We start from the raw sequence: 19,433 nt of genomic DNA, 5'->3' as shown, positions 1-19,433 counted from the left end.
ATGATTCCGCTCACACCATCCGGTGAATAATGCGTGGCCGTCTCTCCCGTCACCCCACTAGGCTCCGGATTTTGGCGCCGGTCGGGCCGGTCGGTCGGTGCCGGTCGGTCGGGCCGGTCGGTGCCGGTCGGCCGGTCAGTGCGGTCAGGGAGGGAGGCACGGGCGGATGCGGCTGTACGCGGCCGTCGCGGTCAGCGGCTTCAAACGCTACGCGACGTATCGGGTCGCCACGGTGGCCGGGGTCTTCACCAACACCGTTTTCGGCTTCATCCTCGCCTACACCTACACCGCGTTGTGGGACGAGCGGCCCCACCTCGGCGGCTACGACCTCGCCCAGGCGCTGACCTTCGTCTGGCTCGGCCAGGCGCTGCTGGCGGCCGTGGCGCTGATGGGCGGCGGCTTCCAGGAGGAGTTCCAGGAGCGCATCCGCTCCGGTGACATCGCCGTGGACCTCTACCGCCCGGTGGACCTCCAGATGTGGTGGCTGGCCACCGAGCTCGGCCGGGCGCTGTTCCAGCTGCTGGGGCGCGGTGTGGTGCCGATGGCCGTCGGGGCGCTGGCGTTCGAACTCCGGCTGCCCGCCTCGCCCTTGACCTGGCTGTGGTTCCTGCTCGCCGTGGCGCTCGCGGTGTGCGTCGGCTTCGCGGTGCGCTATCTGGTGTCGCTCGCCTCCTTCTGGCTGCTCGACGGGACGGGGCTGTCCCTGCTGAGCGGGCTGCTGTGCCTGTTCTTCTCCGGGATGATCCTGCCGCTCAACGTCTTCCCCGGGCAGCTGGGCGAGATCGCCCGCGCGCTGCCCTGGGCGGCGATGCTCCAGGTGCCCGCGGACGTCTTCCTGGAGGAGCGCCGGGGGCCGGGGCTGCTGGAGGCGTTCGCCTTCCAGGCGGGGTGGACGGTGGTGCTGCTGGCGGCCGGGCGGGCGCTGCAATCGGCGGCGACCCGGAAGGTGGTGGTCCAGGGTGGCTGAGTCCGCCGTGTCCAGCGGGCTGCGGGCCTACGGCCTGATCGTCGGGATGTGGGTGCGCTCCACGATGGCGTACCGCACCTCGTTCCTGATCATGACGTTGGGGAACTTCCTCGCGACCGGCCTTGACTTCGTCGCGATCGCGCTGATGTTCACTCATATCGGGGAACTGGGCGGCTTCACCCTGGACGAGGTCGCCTTCCTCTACGGCACCACCAGCGTCGCCTTCGGCCTCGCCGATCTGGCGCTGGGCACGATGGGCCGACTGGGGCAGCGGGTGCGCGACGGCACGATGGACACCCTGCTGGTGCGGCCGGTGCCGATACTCGCCCAGGTGGCCGCCGACCGCTTCGCGCTGCGGCGACTGGGCCGGATCACCCAGGGGGCGGTGGTGCTCGGCTGGTCGCTGGCCCGGCTGGACATCGACTGGACGGTGGACCGGGCGCTGCTGATGCCGGTGATGCTGCTGAGCGGGGGCGCCATCTTCGGGGCGCTGTTCGTGCTCGGCGGCGCCTTCCAGTTCTGGGCCAAGGACGCCTCCGAGGTGCAGAGCGCCTTCACCTTCGGCGGGACCACGCTGCTGGAGTACCCGCCGACGGTCTTCGGCAAGGAGCTGCTGCGGGGCGTCACCTTCGTCATCCCGCTGGCCTTCGTCAACTGGCTCCCGGCGCTGCACATCCTGGGCCGCCCCGACCCGCTGGGGCTCCCGGACTGGATCGGCTTCGCGGCGCCGCTGGTCGCGGGCGGCTGCTGTGCGGTGGCGGGGCTGGCGTGGCGGGCGGGGCTGCGGGCGTATCAGAGCACGGGGAGCTGAGGGGGATGGTCGTGGGGAATGGCATCGGGGATGCCGTGGCGAAGGGTGTGGGGAGTGCCGTGGCGAGTGGTACGGGGAGTGCCGGGGGCGATCTGATCGAGCTCGACGGCGTCGAGAAGGTGTTCCAGGTGCGGCGCAAGGTCGGGCTGATGCGCCGTGAGCGACGCGAGGTGCGCGCCGTGGACGGCATCAGCTTCCGGGTGCCGCGCGGCGAGATGGTGGGCTACATCGGCCCGAACGGCGCGGGGAAGTCCACCACCATCAAGATGCTGACCGGGATCCTGGTGCCCAGCGGCGGACGGCTCAGAGTCGGCGGAATCGACCCCTCCAGGGAGCGGACGAAACTCGCGCGCCGGATCGGGGTGGTCTTCGGGCAGCGCACCACCCTGTGGTGGGACCTGCCGCTGCGCGACTCGTACGCGCTGGTGCGCCGGATGTACCGGATCCCCGACGACCGCTACCGCCACAACCTGGACCGCTGTGTGGAACTGCTCAACCTCGGCGCGCTGTTGGACGTGCCGGTGCGTCAGCTCTCGCTCGGCCAGCGGATGCGCGGCGATATCGCGGCCGCCCTGCTGCACGACCCCGAGGTGCTCTATCTGGACGAGCCGACCATCGGGCTCGATGTGGTCAGCAAGGCGAAGGTCCGGGAGTTCCTGCGCGATGTGAACGCCGAGCAGGGCACGACGGTGCTGCTCACCACCCACGATCTGACCGATATCGAGCTGCTGTGCAAGCGGGTGATGGTCATCGACCACGGGCGGCTGGTCTACGACGGCGGGCTGGACGGGCTGCACGCGGTGGGGGAGAGCGAGCGCACCCTCGTGGTCGACCTGGAGCGGGAGCTGCCGCCCATCGAGGTCCCCGGCGCCCGGACGGTACGGGTCGAGGGGCCCCGGCAGTGGCTGGCCTTCCCGGCGACCAGCAGCGCGGCGCCGATCGTGGCGGCGGTCGCGGACGGCTATCCGCTGGTGGACCTCTCGGTGCGCGAGCCCGAGATCGAGGACGTCATCGCGAGGATGCTGCACGGGGCGGAGGACCGGGCGGGGCGGGGAGCGTAGCCGGGGGCGGGCTGTGTGGGAAGCGGCCAGGGCCCGGTGTGTGAGAGGGGCCAGGGCCGGTGCCCGCCATTAGTCTGTCCGTATGACGAGCGCTGGTTCTTCCCAGGGGGCGAGCCCCGACCTCCCGGACCCGGCCGGGATGCGGGCCTCGGACGCCGAGCGTGAGCGGATCGCCGAGGTCCTCCGCGAGGCGGTCGCCGAAGGCCGCCTGGACATGGAGGAGTTCGAGGAGCGGCTGAGCGCGGCCTACGAGGCGCGCACCCATGGCCAGCTGGAGCCGCTGGTACGGGACCTCCCGGTGCCCGGCGGCGCCGCTCCGGCCCCGCCGACCCCGGCCGACCGCACGGGCTGGGCCGAGCGGATCGGCGGCACCCCGACCTCGAAGTGGGCCGTGGCGATCATGGGCGGCTTCCAGCGCAAGGGGACCTGGACCGTCCCGCGTGTCTTCACCGCCTTCGCCGTCATGGGCGGCGGTGAGATCGATCTGCGCGAGGCCCGGTTCGAGGGCCGCGATGTGGTGATCCGCTGCTTCGCCCTCATGGGCGGGGTGCAGATCATCGTCCCGCCGGACCTGGAGACGCATGTCAGTGGCATCGGTCTCATGGGTGGTTTCGACCACACCGGGTCCGCCGACGGCGACCCCACGGGCCCTCGGGTGACCGTGACCGGCCTCGCGCTCTGCGGCGGGGTCGGCGTCGAGCGCAAGCTCCGCAAGGAGGAGCACCGGCGCATGAAGGAGGAGCGCCGCCGGCTGAGGGCCGAGCGCCGCGAGGAGCTGCGGAGCGCGCGGCGCGATGAGCGTGAGGAGCGGCGGCTGTCCTTGGAGAAGGAACGCCGCGAGGACTAGGGGCGGTGACGGGTGGTGGCGCCTGCGGCGGGCTGTTGTTCCCCTCCCCGCCCCTTCCCGACACCTGACGATATGCGGCTCCGCCGCGTGCGGGGCTCCGCCCCAGACCCCGCTCCTCAATCTCCCCCAGCTACCGCTGGGAGGCGCCCCCTGGAGGGGCTGGAAGGCGGGGCTCCGGCCCCCGATCACCGGGGGCCAGGGGCGGAGCCGACCCCCCGGGGCCCTCTAGAGCTCGGCCGCCGTGCGGCCCCGCAGGTGGTCCAGGTCCAGCGCTCGCGCCATCGCCCGGTAGCCGTCGTCGCTGGGGTGCAGATGGTCGCCCGAGTCGAACGTCGGGCGCAGCCGCAGCGGGCTGATCGGGTCGCGCAGCGCCTTGTCGAAGTCCACGACCTCGTCGAAGACCTTCCCGGCGCGGATCCGCGCGTTGACCTGCTCGCGCACGGCGTCCAGCTGGGGGGTGTAGCCGCGGTGCCCGTAGAAGGGCGTCAGGGTGGCTCCGATGACCCGCAGGCCCCGGGCGTGGGCCTGCTCGGTCAGCCGCTTCAGGCCCCACACGATCCGGTTGGGGTCGGTCTGATGGGGGATGCGGAGTATGTCGTTGACGCCCAGCTCGATGATCACGGCCTTGACGCCCGTACGGGACAGCACGTCGCGGTCGAAGCGGGACAGCCCGCTGGGGTTGTTGGGCGGGAACTGCGTGCCGTCGCTCAGCACGCGGTTGCCGCTGATGCCCTGGTTGAGCACGCCGAAGCGGGGCGCCCCGGGCTCGCTGCGCAGCCGCTCGGAGAGGAAGTCGGTCCACCGGTGGTTGGCCCCGGCGGTGGAGGTGATGCCGTCGGTGATCGAGTCGCCCAGCACCGCGACCGCGCCCTCGGCCTGCTTGGACCACACGTCCACGCCGGTCAGATAGCGCCAGTACGGGCTCTGCTGGGTGTAGGCGGCGCCCGCCGTGTCCTCCGTACGGTCGCCACGCGCCATGTACGACGTCTGGCGGGCGTGCGGATGGTAGGTCACGGAGCCGGACGCCTGCGGGGTGTAGGTGGTGACCAGCAGATCGGCGGCGTCCGGGACGGCGAGCCGCACCGGGTCGCTGGTGGTGGCCTTGCCGGGCGGGATCGTCACCCAGGTGCGGTTGCTGAAGGTGAGACGGCGCATGGTCCCGGCGGCCGCGGTGGGGTTGCTGGGCGCGGCGGCCAGCGCCACCGAGGCATGGGTGATGGTCAGCGGGCGGCTGCTGTAGAAGTTCGAGAGCTGGATCCGGGCGCTGGTGCCGCCGATGCTGGTGTGCACCACGTTCCGGATCGACATGCCCGAGAGGCCGCCGCGCAGCGTCCTCGGCTCGGCGGCCGCGGCCGCGGTGGACCAGGTGCCCACCCAGGCACCGGCCGATGCCGTGTCGGCCGAGCCGCGGGCTCCCTGCGCACGGGGGTCCGCGTCGCCCTCGTCACCACCGAGCCCGATGAATATCGCGGTGGAGACGAGGATCACCACAGCCGCCAGCGCAGCGAGCACGGCATACCCCGTGCGTCTGGGCATAGGGGGCACGCTCATGGACGGGTTGTCTCCTCGGGCAGACGGAGCCCGAGGCTCCGGAAGTGGACGGGAACGGCGGGTGGTATCCGGCAGTGCCGATGCGGTCCGGTCGGTCTCCCATGATCCCATGATGAGACCCGGCTCCGCCCGTCGGCCTGCCCCCAATGTGCTGGGTCGCTCGCCCAGACAGACGACGGGAACTCACCGTTCGTTCCACACATGGGCGACTGAGACCGGAAAGAGACAATGCGGGGGGAGACGGGCCGACCAGGTGGAGCGTATGGAGCGAAGAACGACTGGTGAGACGGCGGCTCCGCCGGCTCGGGGCGCGGCCGTGCCCTTCGTCGCGGACAGCCCCCTCGACGTGGAGCGGCGGCGCGGGGTGCGCCGGATGAAGGCGTTCGCCACCGGGCTGCTGCTCGGCGTCGCACTGGTGTACGTGCTCGCCACCTGGGCGCGGTCCTCCGGCATCGGCGGCTGGCCCGGCTATGTGGCCGCGGCCGCCGAGGCGGGCATGGTGGGCGCCCTGGCCGACTGGTTCGCGGTCACCGCGCTCTTCCGGCGGCCCATGGGGCTGCCGATTCCCCATACGGCGATCATCCCCACCAAGAAGGACCAGCTCGGGGCCAGCCTCGGGGAGTTCGTCGGGGAGAACTTCCTCTCCGGCGACGTCGTACGGATGCGGCTGCGCGCGGTCGGCATCGGCAGCCGGCTCGGCACCTGGCTCGCCGAGCCCGAGCACGCCGACCGGGTGACGGCGGAGTTGGCCACCGCGCTGCGCGGCGCGCTCACGGTGCTGCGCGACTCCGATGTGCAGGCGGTGGTGGGCGAGGCGATCACCCGCCGGGCCGACAGCCAGGAGATCGCGCCGGGCCTGGGCAAGCTGCTGGAGCGGGTGGTCGCGGACGGCGGCCACCGCCGCGCCGTGGACCTGGTGTGCCTGCGCGCCCACGACTGGCTGGTGGAGCACAACGACTCGGTGATGCAGGCGGTGACCGGCGGCGCGCCCGGCTGGACGCCGCGGTTCGTGGACCGCAAGGTCGGCGAGCGCGTCTACAGGGAACTGCTGCGCTTCGTGACCGAGATGCGGGACATGCCCGACCATCCGGCGCGCGGCGCCCTGGACCGCTTCCTCACCGACTTCGCCGGGGACCTGCAGTCCGACACCGACACCCGGCTGCGGGTAGAGCGGGTGAAGAGCGAGGTGCTGGGGCGCGGCGACGTCCAGGACCTCATCGCCTCGGCCTGGGCCTCGGTGCGGGCGATGATCGTCGCGGCGGCCGAGGACGAGCGCAGCGAGCTGCGGCAGCGGGCGCGGGCGGCGATCCTGTCGCTGGGCAGGCGGATGGTGACGGACCGCCGGCTGCGGGACAAGATCGACGGCTGGCTGGAGGACGCCGCCGTCTATGTGGTGACGACGTATCGGGACGAGATCACCTCGCTGATCAGCGAGACGGTGGCGAGCTGGGACGCGGACCACACCTCGCGGAAGATCGAGGCGCACATCGGCCGGGACCTGCAGTTCATCCGGATCAACGGCACGGTGGTGGGCGCCCTGGCCGGGCTGGTGATCTATACGGTCTCGCGGGCGCTGGGCGGATAGCGCGCGGGCGGTGCCGGGTTGGCCTGCGGCGCCCGGCGGATTGCCGCGCCGCGGCTCTGGAAGGTGTGCGCGGCCTGGCCTATGGTGCGCGCGTGCGACGTCGTGGAGGGCGTGCCGTGCTCGCCCGGGGGCTGTGGACGGCCGGTGAGCTCGCCGTCACCCTCGGGGTCGTGGTGCTGCTCTTCGTCGTCCACCAGCTGTGGTGGACCAACCGTCAGGCGAGGGCGGACGCACGGCACGAGGTGTCGGTGCTGGAGCGGCGGTGGCAGGACGGGGCGTCGGAGTCCGCGGCGCCGACACCGGGGGCGACGGGATCCTCCGATTCCGCGCGGGGGGACGGCCGCGGCCGTGACCGCGACCGTGACCGTGACCGGCCGACCGGGAGTGGCGCCGGGGGCCAGGGGCCACGCCGGGACCAGGCGTACGCGGTGCTCCGGATCCCGCGTATCGGCCTTACGGTGCCCATCGCCGAGGGCATCAGCCGCGCGGCGGTGCTCAACAAGGGCTATGTGGGCCACTATCCGCGCACCGCTCAGCCGGGCCAGGCGGGCAACGTCGCCCTCGCGGGCCACCGCAACACCCACGGCGAGCCCTTCCGGCAGCTGGACGAGGTGCGCGCGGGCGACACGGTGCGCATCGACACCGCCGACGCCCGCTATACGTACGTGATCGAGCGCACCCTGCCGCGGACCTCGCCCGCCGACGGAACGGTGATCGCGCGGGTGCCGTACAGCTCCGTCCACCCTCGCTACCGCTACACCGAGCCGGGCTACTACCTCACGCTGACGACCTGCACCCCCGAATTCACCTCCCGCTACCGCCTGGTGGTGTGGGCCCGGCTGCGGACTGCGGCCCCACGGGATGTCGGCGGGGGCCGCTAGGGGAGTCCGACGGATCGTGACGCCTGCGGCGGGCTTTTCCCCTCCCCGCCCCTTCCCACAACCGGGGCTCCGCCCCAGACCCCGGGCCGGGGCTGCGCCCCAGACCCCAGGCGGGGGCTGCGTCTCGTAGGCGCACCCATATCGCTGTACGGCGTACCTTCAGCCCCTCCAGGGGGCACCTCCCAGCGGTAGCTGGGGGAGTCTGAGGAGCGGGGTCCGGGGCGGAGCCCCGGAAGGTCCAGGATCCGTACCGCCGCGCCACGCGGCTCGTCACGCCGATGTCTTCCACACTCCGGCACGACGAGACCCGCGGAGGGCTCCCATGTCCCTTTTCTCTTCCCTCGGCTCCCTGTTGACCACGATGGCGGACGGCCTCGATCCGCTCTTCGGCCCGTCCGCGGCGGCGGCCGCCATCGTCCTGTTCACGTTGTGCGTCCGCGCCGCGCTGCACCCCCTCGCCCGGGCCGCGGTGCGCGGCGAGAAGGCGCGGGCCGCGCTCGCGCCGAAGATCACCGAGCTGAGCCGCACCCACCGGGACGACCCGGAGCGGATGCGGCGCGCCGTGGCGGAGCTCCAGACGAAGGAGGGCGCGTCACCGCTGGCGGGCTGTCTGCCGACCCTCGCCCAGCTCCCGGTCTTCTTCGTGATGTACCACGTGTTCTCCACCGGCAGCGGCGCCGGAGACCTCCTCGACCACACGCTGGCCGGGGCCCCGCTCGGCGCCCACTGGGGCGGGGTGCTCAGTGGCGGGCCGGGCTTGGTCTACCTGGGGCTCTTCGCGCTGCTCGCGGCCGTGGCCACCTGGACGTATCTCCGCGCCCGTAAGGCGACCGTCCCCGGTGCGCCCGGAGTGGCCCGGGCGCTGCCGCTGCTGTCGTTCGGGACCCTCGTCACCGCCGCCGTGGTCCCGCTCGCGGCGGCGCTCTACCTGGCCACCAGCACGACCTGGACGGCGGTGGAGCGGGCCCTGCTGCACCGCTGACGGCGACCCTCGCCGCGGTCACCCTTGAGACCGATGTCCCAGTCCGTGAACGAGGTCTTGCGGGCTGGACGCCCCTGAAGGGAGGATCAATCGGCCGGTAGGCGCCTCGCACCGGCCTGTGACCTCGGGAGTCTTGGGATGAAACTGCTGCGAGTCGGACCGGCGGGCGCGGAACGCCCCGCGCTGCTCGATCAGAACGGCACCCTGCGCGATCTGTCCGCCCTGGTCCCGGACATCGACGGCGCCCTCCTCGCCGATGAGGCCGCCCTCGCGCGGGTGCGCGCGGCGGCGGCCGCCGAGGGGGACGACGCGCTGCCCGCGATCGAGGACGGCGGGGTGCGGATCGGCCCGCCGCTCGGCCGTATCGGCAAGATCGTGTGCATCGGGCTGAACTACCACGACCACGCCACCGAGACCGGCGCCAGCATCCCGGAAGAGCCCATCATCTTCATGAAGGCCCCGGACACGGTCGTCGGCCCCGAGGACACGGTCCTCGTCCCGCGCGGCAGCGTGAAGACCGACTGGGAGGTCGAGCTCGCCATCGTCATCGGCCGCACCGCCCGCTACCTCGACTCCGACGAGGCCGCCCTCGCCGCGGTCGCGGGCTACGCGGTGGCCCACGACGTCTCCGAGCGCGCCTTCCAGATCGAGCGCGGCGGCCAGTGGGACAAGGGCAAGAACTGCGAGACGTTCAACCCCCTGGGCCCCTGGCTGGTGACCGCAGACGAGGTCCCCGACCCGCAGGCCCTGGGCTTGCGCCTCTGGGTCAACGGCGAGCTCCAGCAGGACGGCAGCACGGCGGACCAGATCTTCGGCGTGGCCCACGTGGTCCGCTACCTCAGCCAGTTCATGACCCTCTACCCCGGCGATGTCATCAACACCGGCACCCCGGCGGGCGTGGCCATGGGCCGCCCCGAGCCCAAGCCGTACCTCCGCGCCGGCGATGTCGTCGAGCTCGAGATCGACGGGCTGGGCCGCCAGCGCCAGGAGTTCAAGGACGCCTGACCATCGACGGCCCCGGGGCCCATCGACGGCCCCGGGGCCACTCGGGCTCACTTGCCCGGGTGGCCCGCCTTCTCGGGCGTCTGATTCTTGGGGGTCTGATTCTCGGGCGTCTGGACGGGCCCATCCGATGCTGGAACCACATGCTCACGGCGAACGTCTTTCCCCGGATTCTTGATCACGGTGGAGTGTGAAGCAGTGGTGGACACGGGGGCTGTCTCCTTCGCGGCAGGCGTGGCGAACGCGGCAGGCATGGCGAAGGGCGCGGCGAGAGCTGTCGCGCGTGCCGCGCTCATTCTGACGGTGGCGGGGGCCACCGCGGTCACGGCGGCTGTGCCGTCCGCGCGGGCGGACGACCACTCGGGGCAGGTGCGCGTCGAGGATCTGCCCGCCGACACCTATGTTCCGGAGCCGGGCAACGACGAACGGTCGATGGACCTGGCGTTCTCCGTCGTGCCGAAGCGGGCGGGGCGGGTCACGGTGGTCATCGACACCTCACGGCTGGCCGGGGTCGCCACGGTCCGCCGGCTGAGCGATTCCTGCCGCCGCGAGGGCGCCCGGGTGACCTGTTCGTACCGCGCCTGGAACGGCGGGCAGCCGAGCACCGTACGTCCCTTCCGGCTGCGCCCGGCGGAGGGGAGCACGCGCGGCGACCACGCCCGGGTCACCGTACGCGCGTCCCAGGACGGTTCGGCGGCCGCGGGGAGTACCGCGGTGATCGTCGGGGTGCCGAAGCTCACCGTGGGCGAGCGGGGCAGCCTGAAGCGCCTGCGGCCCGGCGCTCCGCTGCCGCTCCGGGTGGCCGTGCGGAACGAGGGCGGGATCCCCGCGCGCAACGGCTTCGGCATCGCGGTCGGCGCGGGCGGGGACCAGAGGATCACTCCGAGGTACCGCAACTGCCGTAAGGAGGGCACGGACCTCGATCCCGAACTGCGGTGTGTCTTCGGGCGCTCGCTGAAGCCGGGTCAGTCGGCGGTCACGGACGGGCCCCTCGGAGTCACCGCGTCGAAGCGGCGGTTGTACAGCCACCTCTCCATCACCGTCTACGCCCTCGGCAGCCCCGACGACCCCGCGTACGACCCCGACGAGGAGCCGTACCCCGGCACCGCGGGCAAGGGCCGGCCGCTCGGGCTGACGGACGCGTCGGCGGACCGCGGTCGGTTCAGGGAATCCCTCAGCGAGGCCACGGTGGGGCTCGACCGGCAGGTGGACCTGGACGCGGTCGCGCGGCCCGCCCGGGGCCGGGTCGGCGAGACGGTGCCCGTCCGGGTCGGCGTGCGGGCGCGGGGGGAGGGAGACCTGGACCTGTCGTACTGGGATCAGAGCGCCTGGTCCGTGCGGTTCACGGCGCCCCGGGGGACGCGCATCGTGGGCGGGCCGGAGGACGACGGACAGCCGCTGTGCACCATCCTGCGCCGGGGGGCGGTGGCCGAGTGCCCCGAGTCGGCGGAGGGAGCGGCGTCGGGGCCGGGGGCGGGCGCGGGGATGGGCTTCCGCCTGCACATCGACAAGAAGGTCCACGGTGCGCGGGGCCGGGTCGAGGCCGTCCCCAACCCCGACTTCCCGCCACACGACCCGCGCCCGGCGAACGACAGCGCCCCGGTGGCCCTGGAGGCCACCGCCGCCACCGCCGAGCCGGAAACGCTGCCTTGGCTGTACGGGGGGACGGGCGGTGCCCTCGTGCTCGCTCTGGGAGCGCTGTACGCCGTACGCCGCCGGACCCGGACCCGGACCCGGGCGGAGTCCGTCCGTCAGGGCCCGGTGGACACGTAGCGTCAGGGCCCGGTGAGCGAGAACCGCTCCAGCGCCTCCACCACCAGTGCGTGGTCCTCGGCCTGCGGCAGCCCCGAGACCGCGACCGCGCCGATGACGCCCGTGCCCGTCACATGGATCGGGAAGGCGCCCCCGTGCGCGGCGTACCGGTCGGGGTCGAGGCGCGAGGACTCCTCGAAGCTGCTGCCCTTGGCGCGGAAGCGGGTGCCGACCAGGAACGAGCTGGCCCCGTAGCGCTCCACGACCCGGCACTTGCGCTCCAGCCAGGCGTCGTTGTCCGGGGAGGTGCCCGGCAGGGCGCGGTGGAAGAGGCGCTGACCGGCCCGCTGGATGCCGATCGTCACGGCGGCGCCGCGCTCCTGGGCCAGGTCGGCGATGAGGCAGCCCAGCCGCCAGGCGTCGTCGTTGTCGAAGCGGGGCAGCCGCAGCCGGCGCTCCTGCTCCTCCAGCTCCGCCACGAGGGAGGTCGCGTCGGTGTGCTCGCTCATGCGGGGACCTCGATCCGGACGGTACGGCGCTCCGCGGCCGCCACCCGGGCCGCTTCCAGTACCCGCAGGGCGGCCGCGGCCTCGGCGGCGGTGACCGGCGGCGGGGTGCCGTCGCGGAGGGCGGCGGCGACGGCGGCGTAGTACGCGGGGTAGTCGCCCGGGAGGGTCTCCACCGGAGCGCCGCCGCCGGTCGCCGGGGACTCTCCCGCGCCCAGCCGGCCCCAGTCGCCCTCGGGCTCGGCGCCCCATGCGACGGACGGGTCGCCGGGGCGCAGGCCCTCGCGCAGGGCGGCCTCCTGCGGGTCGAGGCCGTACTTCACATAGCCCGACTCGCTGCCCAGCACCCGGAAGCGCGGGCCGAGCTGGGCGGTGGTCGCGCTCATCCACAGATGGGAGCGGACCCCGCCGGTGTGGGTGAGGGCGATGAAGGTGTCGTCGTCGGTCTGCGCCCCGGGGCGGCGCACCTCGACCTCGGCGTAGACGGACTCGACCGGGCCGAAGAGGGTGAGCGCCTGGTCGACCAGATGGCTGCCCAGGTCGTACAGCAGCCCGCCGACCTCGGCCGGGTCGCCGGACTCCCGCCAGCCGCCCTTGAGCCGCGGCCGCCACCGCTCGAAGCGGGACTCGAAGCGCTGCACCTCGCCGAGCGCGCCCTGGGCGAGCAGCGCGCGGAGGGTGAGGAAGTCGTTGTCCCAGCGGCGGTTCTGGAAGACGGTCAGCAGCAGTCCACGGGCCTCCGCGAGCGCGGCCAGTTCCTCGGCCTCGGCGGCGGTCGCGGCCAGCGGCTTGTCCACGACGGTCGGCAGCCCCGCCTCGAGGGCGGCGCGGGCGAGCGGGACATGGGTGCGGTTCGGGGAGGCGATGACGATCAGGTCCAGCTCATCCGCCCGGGCCCACAGCTCATCGGCGGAGTCCGCGAGCCGGACGTCGGGGAACTCGGCGCGCGCCTGCCGCTGCCGCTCCGGGCTGGAGGTGACGATGGTATCGAGGACCAGCCCCTCGGTAGCCGCGATCAGGGGGGCGTGGAAGACGGATCCGGCCAGGCCGTACCCGATCAGTCCCACTCGGCGGGTGGTGCTGCTGTCATCGGTGGCATCCATGAAAGCCACTTTGGCAACAGTGTTGTCAAAGTGCAAGCGGTGGCCACAATGGAGGGGTGAACAGCACGATGTCCGGAGCGGGCGGGCCCGGAGCCAATCTGACCGCCCTGCGCAGCCATAACGCCGCACTCGTCCTGCGACTGCTGCGGGACGCGGGCGAGGACGGCGTCAGCCGGCCGGAGCTGGCCGGGCGCACCGGCCTCACCCCCCAGGCCGTCAGCAAGATCACGGCCCGGCTGCGGGCGGAGGGGCTGCTGGCGGAGGCCGGTCAGCGTGCCTCGACCGGCGGCAAACCGCCCACCGCGCTCCGCCTGGTCCCGGACGCCCGCCACGCGATCGGGCTCCAGCTCGACCGCGACGAGGTGACGGCGGTCCTGGTCGACCTCGCGGGCACCCCGGTCGCCGCCCGCTCGGCCCCCTTCGACTTCGGCGCCCCCGCGGAGGAGGCGCTCGCGGCGGCGACGGCGGAGGTCAGGGCGCTCCTGGCGGACGCGGCGGCCAGCGGCGTGGCGGGCGGAACGGCGGGAGGCGAGAGCGCGGCGGGCGCCGAGAGCGACGTCGCGGCGGGCGCCGGTGGCGGTGGTGGTATCGCGGCGGGCGGCGGGACCGGCGGCGCGGACCTCGGCGGGAGCGGTGTCGCGGACCTCGGCGGGACCGGCGGCGCGGACCTCGGCGGGACCGGCGGCCCGGCGGGCGCCGGTAGCGACGTCGCGGCGGGCGCCGGTAGCGGCTTCGCCCTGGGCGGTGGGCTGCTCGGCGTCGGCGTCGCCGCGCCCGGACCGCTCGACCACGGCTCCGGCGTGCTGCACCGCGTCACCGGCTTCCCCCAGTGGGACGGCTTCCCGCTGCGCGACGCCCTCGCCGAGCGGCTGGCCCTCCCCGTCGTCCTCGACAAGGACACCAACGCCGCGGCGCTCGGGCTGGTGACCGCCGGGACCGCCGAGTCGGCCGCGTACCTCCACCTGGGCACCGGCCTGGGTGCCGGTCTGGTGCTCGGCGGGGGTGTGTACCGGGGCGCGCGGACCGACGCGGGGGAGTTCGGGCACCAGGTGATACAGCTCGACGGGCCGCCCTGCGACTGCGGCAACAACGGCTGTCTGGAGGCGCTGTGCCTCGCCGCCGTCGCGCGCGGCGACCGTACGGACGCGGCGCGGCTGCTCGGCATCGGCGCGACCAACCTCGTACGGCTCCTCGACATCGACCGGGTGCTCCTGGGCGGCCGGATGGTGCTGGCCGACCCCGAGCCGTACGTTCGCGGTGTGGCCTCGATGATCGCCGAGGACTCCGCCCGCGCCAGCCGCCCCCCGGTCTCCGTGGACGTCGTGGAACGGGGCGAGCGGGCCGTCGTCGAGGGCGCCGCCCGGCTGGTGCTCGCCCCGCTGTTCGCACTGGGCTGATCGAGGGGGATCCTGACCGCCAGTCGGGGGCAATCCGGGCCCGGTGCGGTGTGTCGGCGTGCGGACGCGGAATGTAGCGGAGTGCTCGGGGAAAACCGCAGCACAGCAGAGGTCACTCATGCGCTTGCCCACCGCACTGTCCCTACGAGCTGTCCTTCCGGCGGCCGCGCTCGCGTTCGCCCCGGCCCTCTACGGGGTCCCGGCGTACGCCGCCGAGGCCGAGCCCGCCGCCTGCGGGGACCGGAACGCCTCCGACTTCCCGATCGAAGCCCATCTGCGCGGCGGGCCGGACCAGTACGCCCCGGGCGGCGGCTGGCGCGGCTGGCACCTCGAGCTGCGCAACGCCACGGGCACCGGCTGCCGCGCCGTCCACCCCATCGCCGTCCTGGTCGACCAGGCCCGTCAACTGCGGCCCCGCCATATCGGCTTCGAGTTCCTGGACCCCTCCGCGGACGGCGGCGCCACCTGGCGGACCGTCTCCTTCCAGGCCACGGACGAGGACGAGAACATCGGGGTCTTCGACGACCACTTCAAGGGCTTCACCGTGCCCGCGCACAAGACCGTCGACGTCCAGGTGCGCACGCGTTTCACCGCGGACGCGCCCGAGGGGCCGGTGACGGCCAACGCGATCGCCGTACAGCGGCGCGCGGACGACGGCGACTGGGTGGGGCAGTCGAACGACTACGTCTTCCGCATCGGCGGGGCGGCGACGGGTACGGGGGCGGGTACGAGTACGGGTTCGGACACGAGTACGGATTCGGGTACGAGAACGGATTCGGAATCGGGTTCGGGTACGGACTCCGGTACTACGGGTGCGGATGCCGGTACTACCGGCACCGGTGCCGGAACCACGGGCCCGGACGCCGGAACGCGTACGAGGGCGGCCACGCGCTCCGGCGGGCTTACGGAGACCGAGACGACGGATACCGGTGTCGGCGCCGGAGCCGCCACCGGCGGGGCCACTGAGACCGAGCCCGCTCCGCAGCCGACCACCCGTTCCAAGCGCCCCACGGCCACGCCGAGCCGGACGTCCGAGGAGACCGCCTCGGCCGCGCCGAGCCGGAAGCCGAGCGCCACCAGAAGCTCCGGTGCGACCCATAAGGAGAGCAGCCCGGCCGCGGTGCCGCCCCGTGCCGACAGCGACGTTGATGCCGACACGGAGGCGGACGCCGACGTCGGCGCGGAGGCCGACATCGACACCGATCCCAGCGCCGAAGAGGACGCGGGGACCGGAGCGGATACCGATACCGATACGGATACCGAGTTGGGCGCGGATGTCGATACGGACGTGGACACCGACCTCGGGGCCGACACCGACCCGGGCTCGGACTCAAGCGCGGACGCCGATACGGGTACCGACACCGAGACGGGTACTGACACCGGCACCAGCACCGACACCGGCACCAGCACCGACACCGACACCAGCACCGACACCAGCACCGGTACCGACACCGGTACCGACCTCGACGAGGGCCTGGACACGGACACCGACCTCAGCACGGAGACCGACCCCGGCACGGACGTGGGGACCGACCTCGGCACCGACACCGGGCCGGCCACGGAGACCGAAGACCCCGGCGCCGAATCCGACCCGGGCACCGAAACCGATCCCAACGCCGAAGCCGATCCCGGCACCGACACCGGGCGCGAGCCCCAGGCCGAGCCCAGCACCAGCACCGGCACCGGCACCGGCACCGGTGGTGACGGCCGTGACGAGGAGGAGGGCGGCCACGAGCGCGAGCACGAGCGGATGCCCGAGCTCGCCGCGACGGGCCGTCACGCCGCCCTGCTCGCGGGGCTCGGCGTCATCAGCGCCGCGCTCGTGACCTGCGGAACCGTCCTCGTGGTGAGGTCCCGGCGCTCGGGGGTCTGACGCTTCGACAGCCCCGCTGCCCCGACAGTCCCGACGCCCTCACGTCGTCCGACGCACGTACGAACTACTGGCCCCGGGGCCCTTCGCCCCGGCGGCGCAGTTCGTCGTCGATTTTGTCCGAGCCGGACTGGATCTGCTCCGAGTACTTGCCGCCGGTCTTCTTGTCCGCGGCCTCGCCACCCTTACGAGCGCCCTTCCGGGCCTTGTCCGGGTTCTTGCTGATCGCGCCCTTGAGCTTGTCCATCATGCCCATCGTGGCCTCCTTACGGTCCGGCCTTACGGTCCGGCTCGTTCCACGGAGGGGCGGATTCCGCCCCTTCCCCAGGATCAGACACCTGTGCGGATCTGTCGCGCTGGGACGGAGCGAGAACGGACGGCGAACGGACCGTGCTCCGGAACACAGGGCGGTCTCCCCCGGACTTTCCCCGGTTAGGCTGAGGTCGTCGCCAGAGGTCGATTCCGAGCGGAGAGCAACCAGTGGCAGAGCGCAAGCCGATCGAGTCATGGCTCACCGACATGGACGGTGTGCTGATGCACGAGGGCATACCGGTGCCCGGTGCCGACGCCTTCATCAAGCGGCTGCGCGAATCGGATACGCCGTTCCTTGTGCTCACCAACAACTCCATCTACACCCCGCGCGATCTCCACGCCCGGCTGTCCCGGATCGGGCTCGACGTCCCGCTGGCGAACATCTGGACGTCGGCGCTGGCCAGCGCCCAGTTCCTGGACGAGCAGCGCCCCGGCGGCACCGCGTATGTCATCGGCGAGGCGGGGCTGACCACCGCACTGCACGACATCGGCTACGTCCTTACGGATGTCGAGCCCGACTATGTGGTGCTCGGCGAGACCCGTACGTACAGCTTCGAGGCGCTCACCAAGGCCATCCGGCTGATCAACGACGGGGCGCGGTTCATCGCCACCAACCCCGATGAGATCGGCCCCTCCGCGGAGGGCGCGCTGCCCGCCACCGGCTCGGTGGCCGCGCTGATCACCAAGGCCACCGGCCAGGAGCCGTACTTCGTCGGTAAGCCCAATCCGCTGATGATGCGGTCCGGGCTGAACGCGATCGGCGCCCACTCCGAGTCCAGCGCGATGATCGGCGACCGGATGGACACGGATGTGCGGGCCGGGCTCGAGGCCGGGATGGAGACCTTCCTGGTGCTCACCGGGGTGACCAAGGCGGCAGAGGTGGACCGGTATCCGTACCGCCCGTCCACGGTCGTCGAGTCCATCGCGGACCTCGTGGAACGCATCGTATGACCCGCCGGTGAGCCCGGGCGTGACCCACCGGTGAGCGCTGGCACGACCCGCCGGTGAGCCCGGGCACGACCCGCCGTTGAGCCCTGTGCCCCGGATGGCGCAGTAGGCGCCCGCAGCGGATGCGGGGCCCTGCCGGGCGCGTGAGCCTCTTGGTATCGGGAGGTTCACCATGCGCGTTGTCGCACTCACTCTCTGTACCGCAGCATGCGCCGCCGTCGCGGCGGTGACGGCCGCCGCTCCGGCCCTCGCCGACCAGCGCCACTCCGCCACCACCACGATCCGGATCAGTCCGCGGGCCCTCGCCCCCGGCGCCGAGGTCGAGGTCTGGGCCTTCGGCTGCCCGGACCGGGTGGCCACCGCCTCGTCGCCGGTGTTCGTGGACGACGCGGAGCTGACGCCCGAGGGGAACGCGCTCTTCAGCGAGGCGACGATCCGCTCGACGGCGGCCAAGGGGGCGCACCGGGTCACCCTGGACTGCGCGGGCGGCGGCCTCGTACGCGAGGGCGGAACGGGCGGGGTCGGAACGGGCACGGACGGAACGGGGGCGGACGGCGCGGGCACGGACGGTGCGGGCGCGGACGGGCAGGGCGGCGTGGGCGGGATCGCCCTCGCCGTGGAGCGCCCGCCCTCGCCCGTCGCCCCCGTCCGCGCCGGCGGGGGCGGCACCGCGCCGGACGAGGCGCGGCCACGCGACGACATCGGCGCCGCGGAGGCGTACGGCCTGGTGCTCTCGGGCGGTACGGCCGTGGCCGTCGGCGGCCTCGCGGTCCACCGCCGCCGCCATCCCTCCCGTACCGCGAGCTGATCGCCATCGATCTGGATTCTGGATACCAAGATGGACGGAAACATGGACGGCATCGGGAATCGCTTCTCCGGCCTCGGGCGGCTGGCCATCGGACTCGCCTGGGCCGCGCTGCTGCTGGGTCTGTGGATGTGGGGCCGGGACACGACGGAGGGGACGGGTGGTCCGGCGCCGATGACCGGGGACGTGGCCGCGGTCGGGCGGCCGTCCGCCCATCCGCTGCCCCCGGCGCACGCGCCGCTGGCCTCCGCCCGGCCGAAGCGGGTCGTGATCGAGGCGGCGGGGGTCCGCGCCCCCATCGTCGCCAGCGGCCTGGACCGCGACGGGGCGGTGAAGCCCCCGCCGTTCAGCCGCCCCGGCACGGTCGGCTGGTACCGCGCCGGCCCCGAGCCCGGCTCCCCGGGCGCCGCGCTGCTGGTCGGCCACCTGGACACGAAGAGCAAACCGGCGGTCTTCCACGAGCTGAGCGACCTCAAGCGGGGGGAGCGGGTGCGGGTCGCGCGATCGGACGGGACGACGGCGGAGTTCACGGTCGAGGACGTCGAGGTGGTGCCGGAGAAGCACTTCGACGCGCGGCGGGTGTACGGGTCGCGGTCCCATGACCGCGCGGAGCTGCGGCTGATCACGTGCGGGGGGAAGTACGACCGCTCGACCCGGACGTACTCGGCGAACGTCGTCGTCTCGGCCTACCTGACGGGCACGACGGGCTCTCCCGGCCATGTGTCGGCAGGCAGCCGCAATGCGCACGAGCCGAGGCGGTGAGCGGGTGCCCGCCTACGGCGAGCAAACCCCCCACCCCGCCCCTTCCCGAAACCATGGGCCTCCGCCCCCTGCACCCCCACCCGGGGCTGTGCCCCGGGCCGGGGCCGCGCCCTGGCCTGCACCCGGGGCTGCGCCTGGGGTGGTGCCCCCGCCTCCGCTCGGGGCTGTGCCCTGGCCCCCGCCTGAGGCTGCGCCTGGGGTGGTGCCCCCGCCTCCGCTCGGGGCTGTGCCCTGGCCCCCGCCCGAGGCCGCGCCCGGGGCTGCGCCCCTGCCTGGGGCTGCGCCCCTGCC

18 protein-coding genes are annotated in these 19,433 nt (G+C 73.4%); 14 read left to right on the top strand and 4 right to left on the bottom strand.

The genetic code is table 11. From position 1 onward, the window contains the following. The first annotated feature begins 166 nt into the window (after positions 1–166). From IEJ02_RS16545 to IEJ02_RS16530, 4 genes are all read left to right on the top strand, one after another. On the top strand, positions 167–967 hold the full coding sequence (locus IEJ02_RS16545) for an ABC transporter permease (RefSeq protein ID WP_191065596.1): 801 nt from the start codon (positions 167–169) through the stop codon (positions 965–967). 46 nt (positions 968–1,013) lie between these two features. Then, positions 1,014–1,778 (top strand): ABC transporter permease, encoded by a 765-nt coding sequence (locus IEJ02_RS16540; protein ID WP_275559572.1) that lies wholly within the window; start codon positions 1,014–1,016, stop codon positions 1,776–1,778. Positions 1,779–1,837: 59 nt separating this feature from the next. Next, the gene (locus tag IEJ02_RS16535) at positions 1,838–2,839 is read left to right on the top strand and encodes an ABC transporter ATP-binding protein (RefSeq protein WP_191065594.1); all 1,002 of its coding nucleotides are present in this window, start codon (positions 1,838–1,840) and stop codon (positions 2,837–2,839) included. A gap of 82 nt (positions 2,840–2,921) precedes the next feature. Further along, a complete protein-coding gene (locus tag IEJ02_RS16530; protein WP_223863951.1) occupies positions 2,922–3,686 on the top strand; it encodes a DUF1707 SHOCT-like domain-containing protein in 765 nt (254 codons plus the stop codon). Between the two features lie 225 nt (positions 3,687–3,911). On the opposite strand, the gene IEJ02_RS16525 is transcribed toward IEJ02_RS16530, so the two are convergent. Further along, the gene (locus IEJ02_RS16525) at positions 3,912–5,222 is read right to left on the bottom strand and encodes an SGNH/GDSL hydrolase family protein (protein WP_191065593.1); all 1,311 of its coding nucleotides are present in this window, start codon (positions 5,220–5,222) and stop codon (positions 3,912–3,914) included. Between the two features lie 277 nt (positions 5,223–5,499). Here IEJ02_RS16525 and IEJ02_RS16520 point away from each other — a divergent pair, with 277 nt between their 5' ends. The 5 genes from IEJ02_RS16520 to IEJ02_RS16500 all read left to right on the top strand — a co-directional run bounded on the left by IEJ02_RS16520 (position 5,500) and on the right by IEJ02_RS16500 (position 11,460). Beyond that, entirely contained in the window at positions 5,500–6,822 is a 1,323-nt protein-coding gene (locus IEJ02_RS16520; RefSeq protein WP_191065592.1) for a DUF445 domain-containing protein, read from the top strand. A gap of 92 nt (positions 6,823–6,914) precedes the next feature. Then, a complete protein-coding gene (locus IEJ02_RS16515; RefSeq protein ID WP_191065591.1) occupies positions 6,915–7,703 on the top strand; it encodes a class E sortase in 789 nt (262 codons plus the stop codon). A gap of 322 nt (positions 7,704–8,025) precedes the next feature. After that, positions 8,026–8,685, top strand: a complete 660-nt coding sequence (locus IEJ02_RS16510) for a YidC/Oxa1 family membrane protein insertase (protein WP_191065590.1) — start codon at positions 8,026–8,028, stop codon at positions 8,683–8,685. 138 nt (positions 8,686–8,823) lie between these two features. Continuing rightward, positions 8,824–9,690 (top strand): fumarylacetoacetate hydrolase family protein, encoded by an 867-nt coding sequence (locus IEJ02_RS16505; RefSeq protein WP_137978154.1) that lies wholly within the window; start codon positions 8,824–8,826, stop codon positions 9,688–9,690. Between the two features lie 195 nt (positions 9,691–9,885). Beyond that, entirely contained in the window at positions 9,886–11,460 is a 1,575-nt protein-coding gene (locus tag IEJ02_RS16500; protein WP_191065589.1) for a hypothetical protein, read from the top strand. A gap of 2 nt (positions 11,461–11,462) precedes the next feature. On the opposite strand, the gene IEJ02_RS16495 is transcribed toward IEJ02_RS16500, so the two are convergent. Together IEJ02_RS16495 and IEJ02_RS16490 are read right to left on the bottom strand one after the other, a co-directional pair. Beyond that, positions 11,463–11,948: a heme-degrading domain-containing protein gene (locus IEJ02_RS16495; protein WP_191065588.1), complete on the bottom strand. Its 486-nt coding sequence runs from the start codon at positions 11,946–11,948 to the stop codon at positions 11,463–11,465. Then, positions 11,945–13,048, bottom strand: coding sequence for a Gfo/Idh/MocA family protein (locus tag IEJ02_RS16490; RefSeq protein WP_191065587.1), 1,104 nt, complete (start codon positions 13,046–13,048; stop codon positions 11,945–11,947). The genes IEJ02_RS16495 and IEJ02_RS16490 overlap by 4 nt, the downstream gene beginning before the upstream one ends. Positions 13,049–13,116: 68 nt before the next feature. Between IEJ02_RS16490 and IEJ02_RS16485 the strand changes: the two genes are divergently transcribed. After that, positions 13,117–14,445 carry an ROK family protein gene (locus IEJ02_RS16485; RefSeq protein ID WP_191065693.1) on the top strand — a complete coding sequence of 443 codons (1,329 nt, stop codon included), beginning with the start codon at positions 13,117–13,119 and terminating at the stop codon, positions 14,443–14,445. 124 nt (positions 14,446–14,569) lie between these two features. After that, positions 14,570–16,318 (top strand): hypothetical protein, encoded by a 1,749-nt coding sequence (locus IEJ02_RS49895; protein ID WP_191065586.1) that lies wholly within the window; start codon positions 14,570–14,572, stop codon positions 16,316–16,318. A 64-nt stretch (positions 16,319–16,382) separates the two neighbouring features. Here IEJ02_RS49895 and IEJ02_RS16475 read toward each other — a convergent pair whose 3' ends face one another. Then, positions 16,383–16,571, bottom strand: a complete 189-nt coding sequence (locus tag IEJ02_RS16475) for an antitoxin (RefSeq protein ID WP_137978148.1) — start codon at positions 16,569–16,571, stop codon at positions 16,383–16,385. A gap of 224 nt (positions 16,572–16,795) precedes the next feature. On the opposite strand from IEJ02_RS16475, the gene IEJ02_RS16470 reads away from it, so the two are divergent. The 3 genes from IEJ02_RS16470 (at position 16,796) to IEJ02_RS16460 (ending at position 19,142) form a co-directional block, all read left to right on the top strand. Beyond that, positions 16,796–17,578 (top strand): HAD-IIA family hydrolase, encoded by a 783-nt coding sequence (locus IEJ02_RS16470; RefSeq protein WP_137978147.1) that lies wholly within the window; start codon positions 16,796–16,798, stop codon positions 17,576–17,578. Positions 17,579–17,747: 169 nt separating this feature from the next. Next, on the top strand, positions 17,748–18,383 hold the full coding sequence (locus IEJ02_RS16465; protein ID WP_191065585.1) for a hypothetical protein: 636 nt from the start codon (positions 17,748–17,750) through the stop codon (positions 18,381–18,383). Positions 18,384–18,425: 42 nt separating this feature from the next. Continuing rightward, the gene (locus IEJ02_RS16460) at positions 18,426–19,142 is read left to right on the top strand and encodes a class F sortase (RefSeq protein ID WP_223863950.1); all 717 of its coding nucleotides are present in this window, start codon (positions 18,426–18,428) and stop codon (positions 19,140–19,142) included. The last annotated feature ends 291 nt before the right edge of the window (positions 19,143–19,433 follow it).

The sequence above is a fragment of the Streptomyces sp. 5-10 genome (assembly GCF_014712245.1).
Taxonomy (GTDB): Bacteria; Actinomycetota; Actinomycetes; order Streptomycetales; family Streptomycetaceae; genus Streptomyces; species Streptomyces violaceusniger.
The sequence above is the reverse complement of the archived record's forward strand: the minus strand, read 5'-3'. Positions and strand labels throughout refer to the sequence as shown.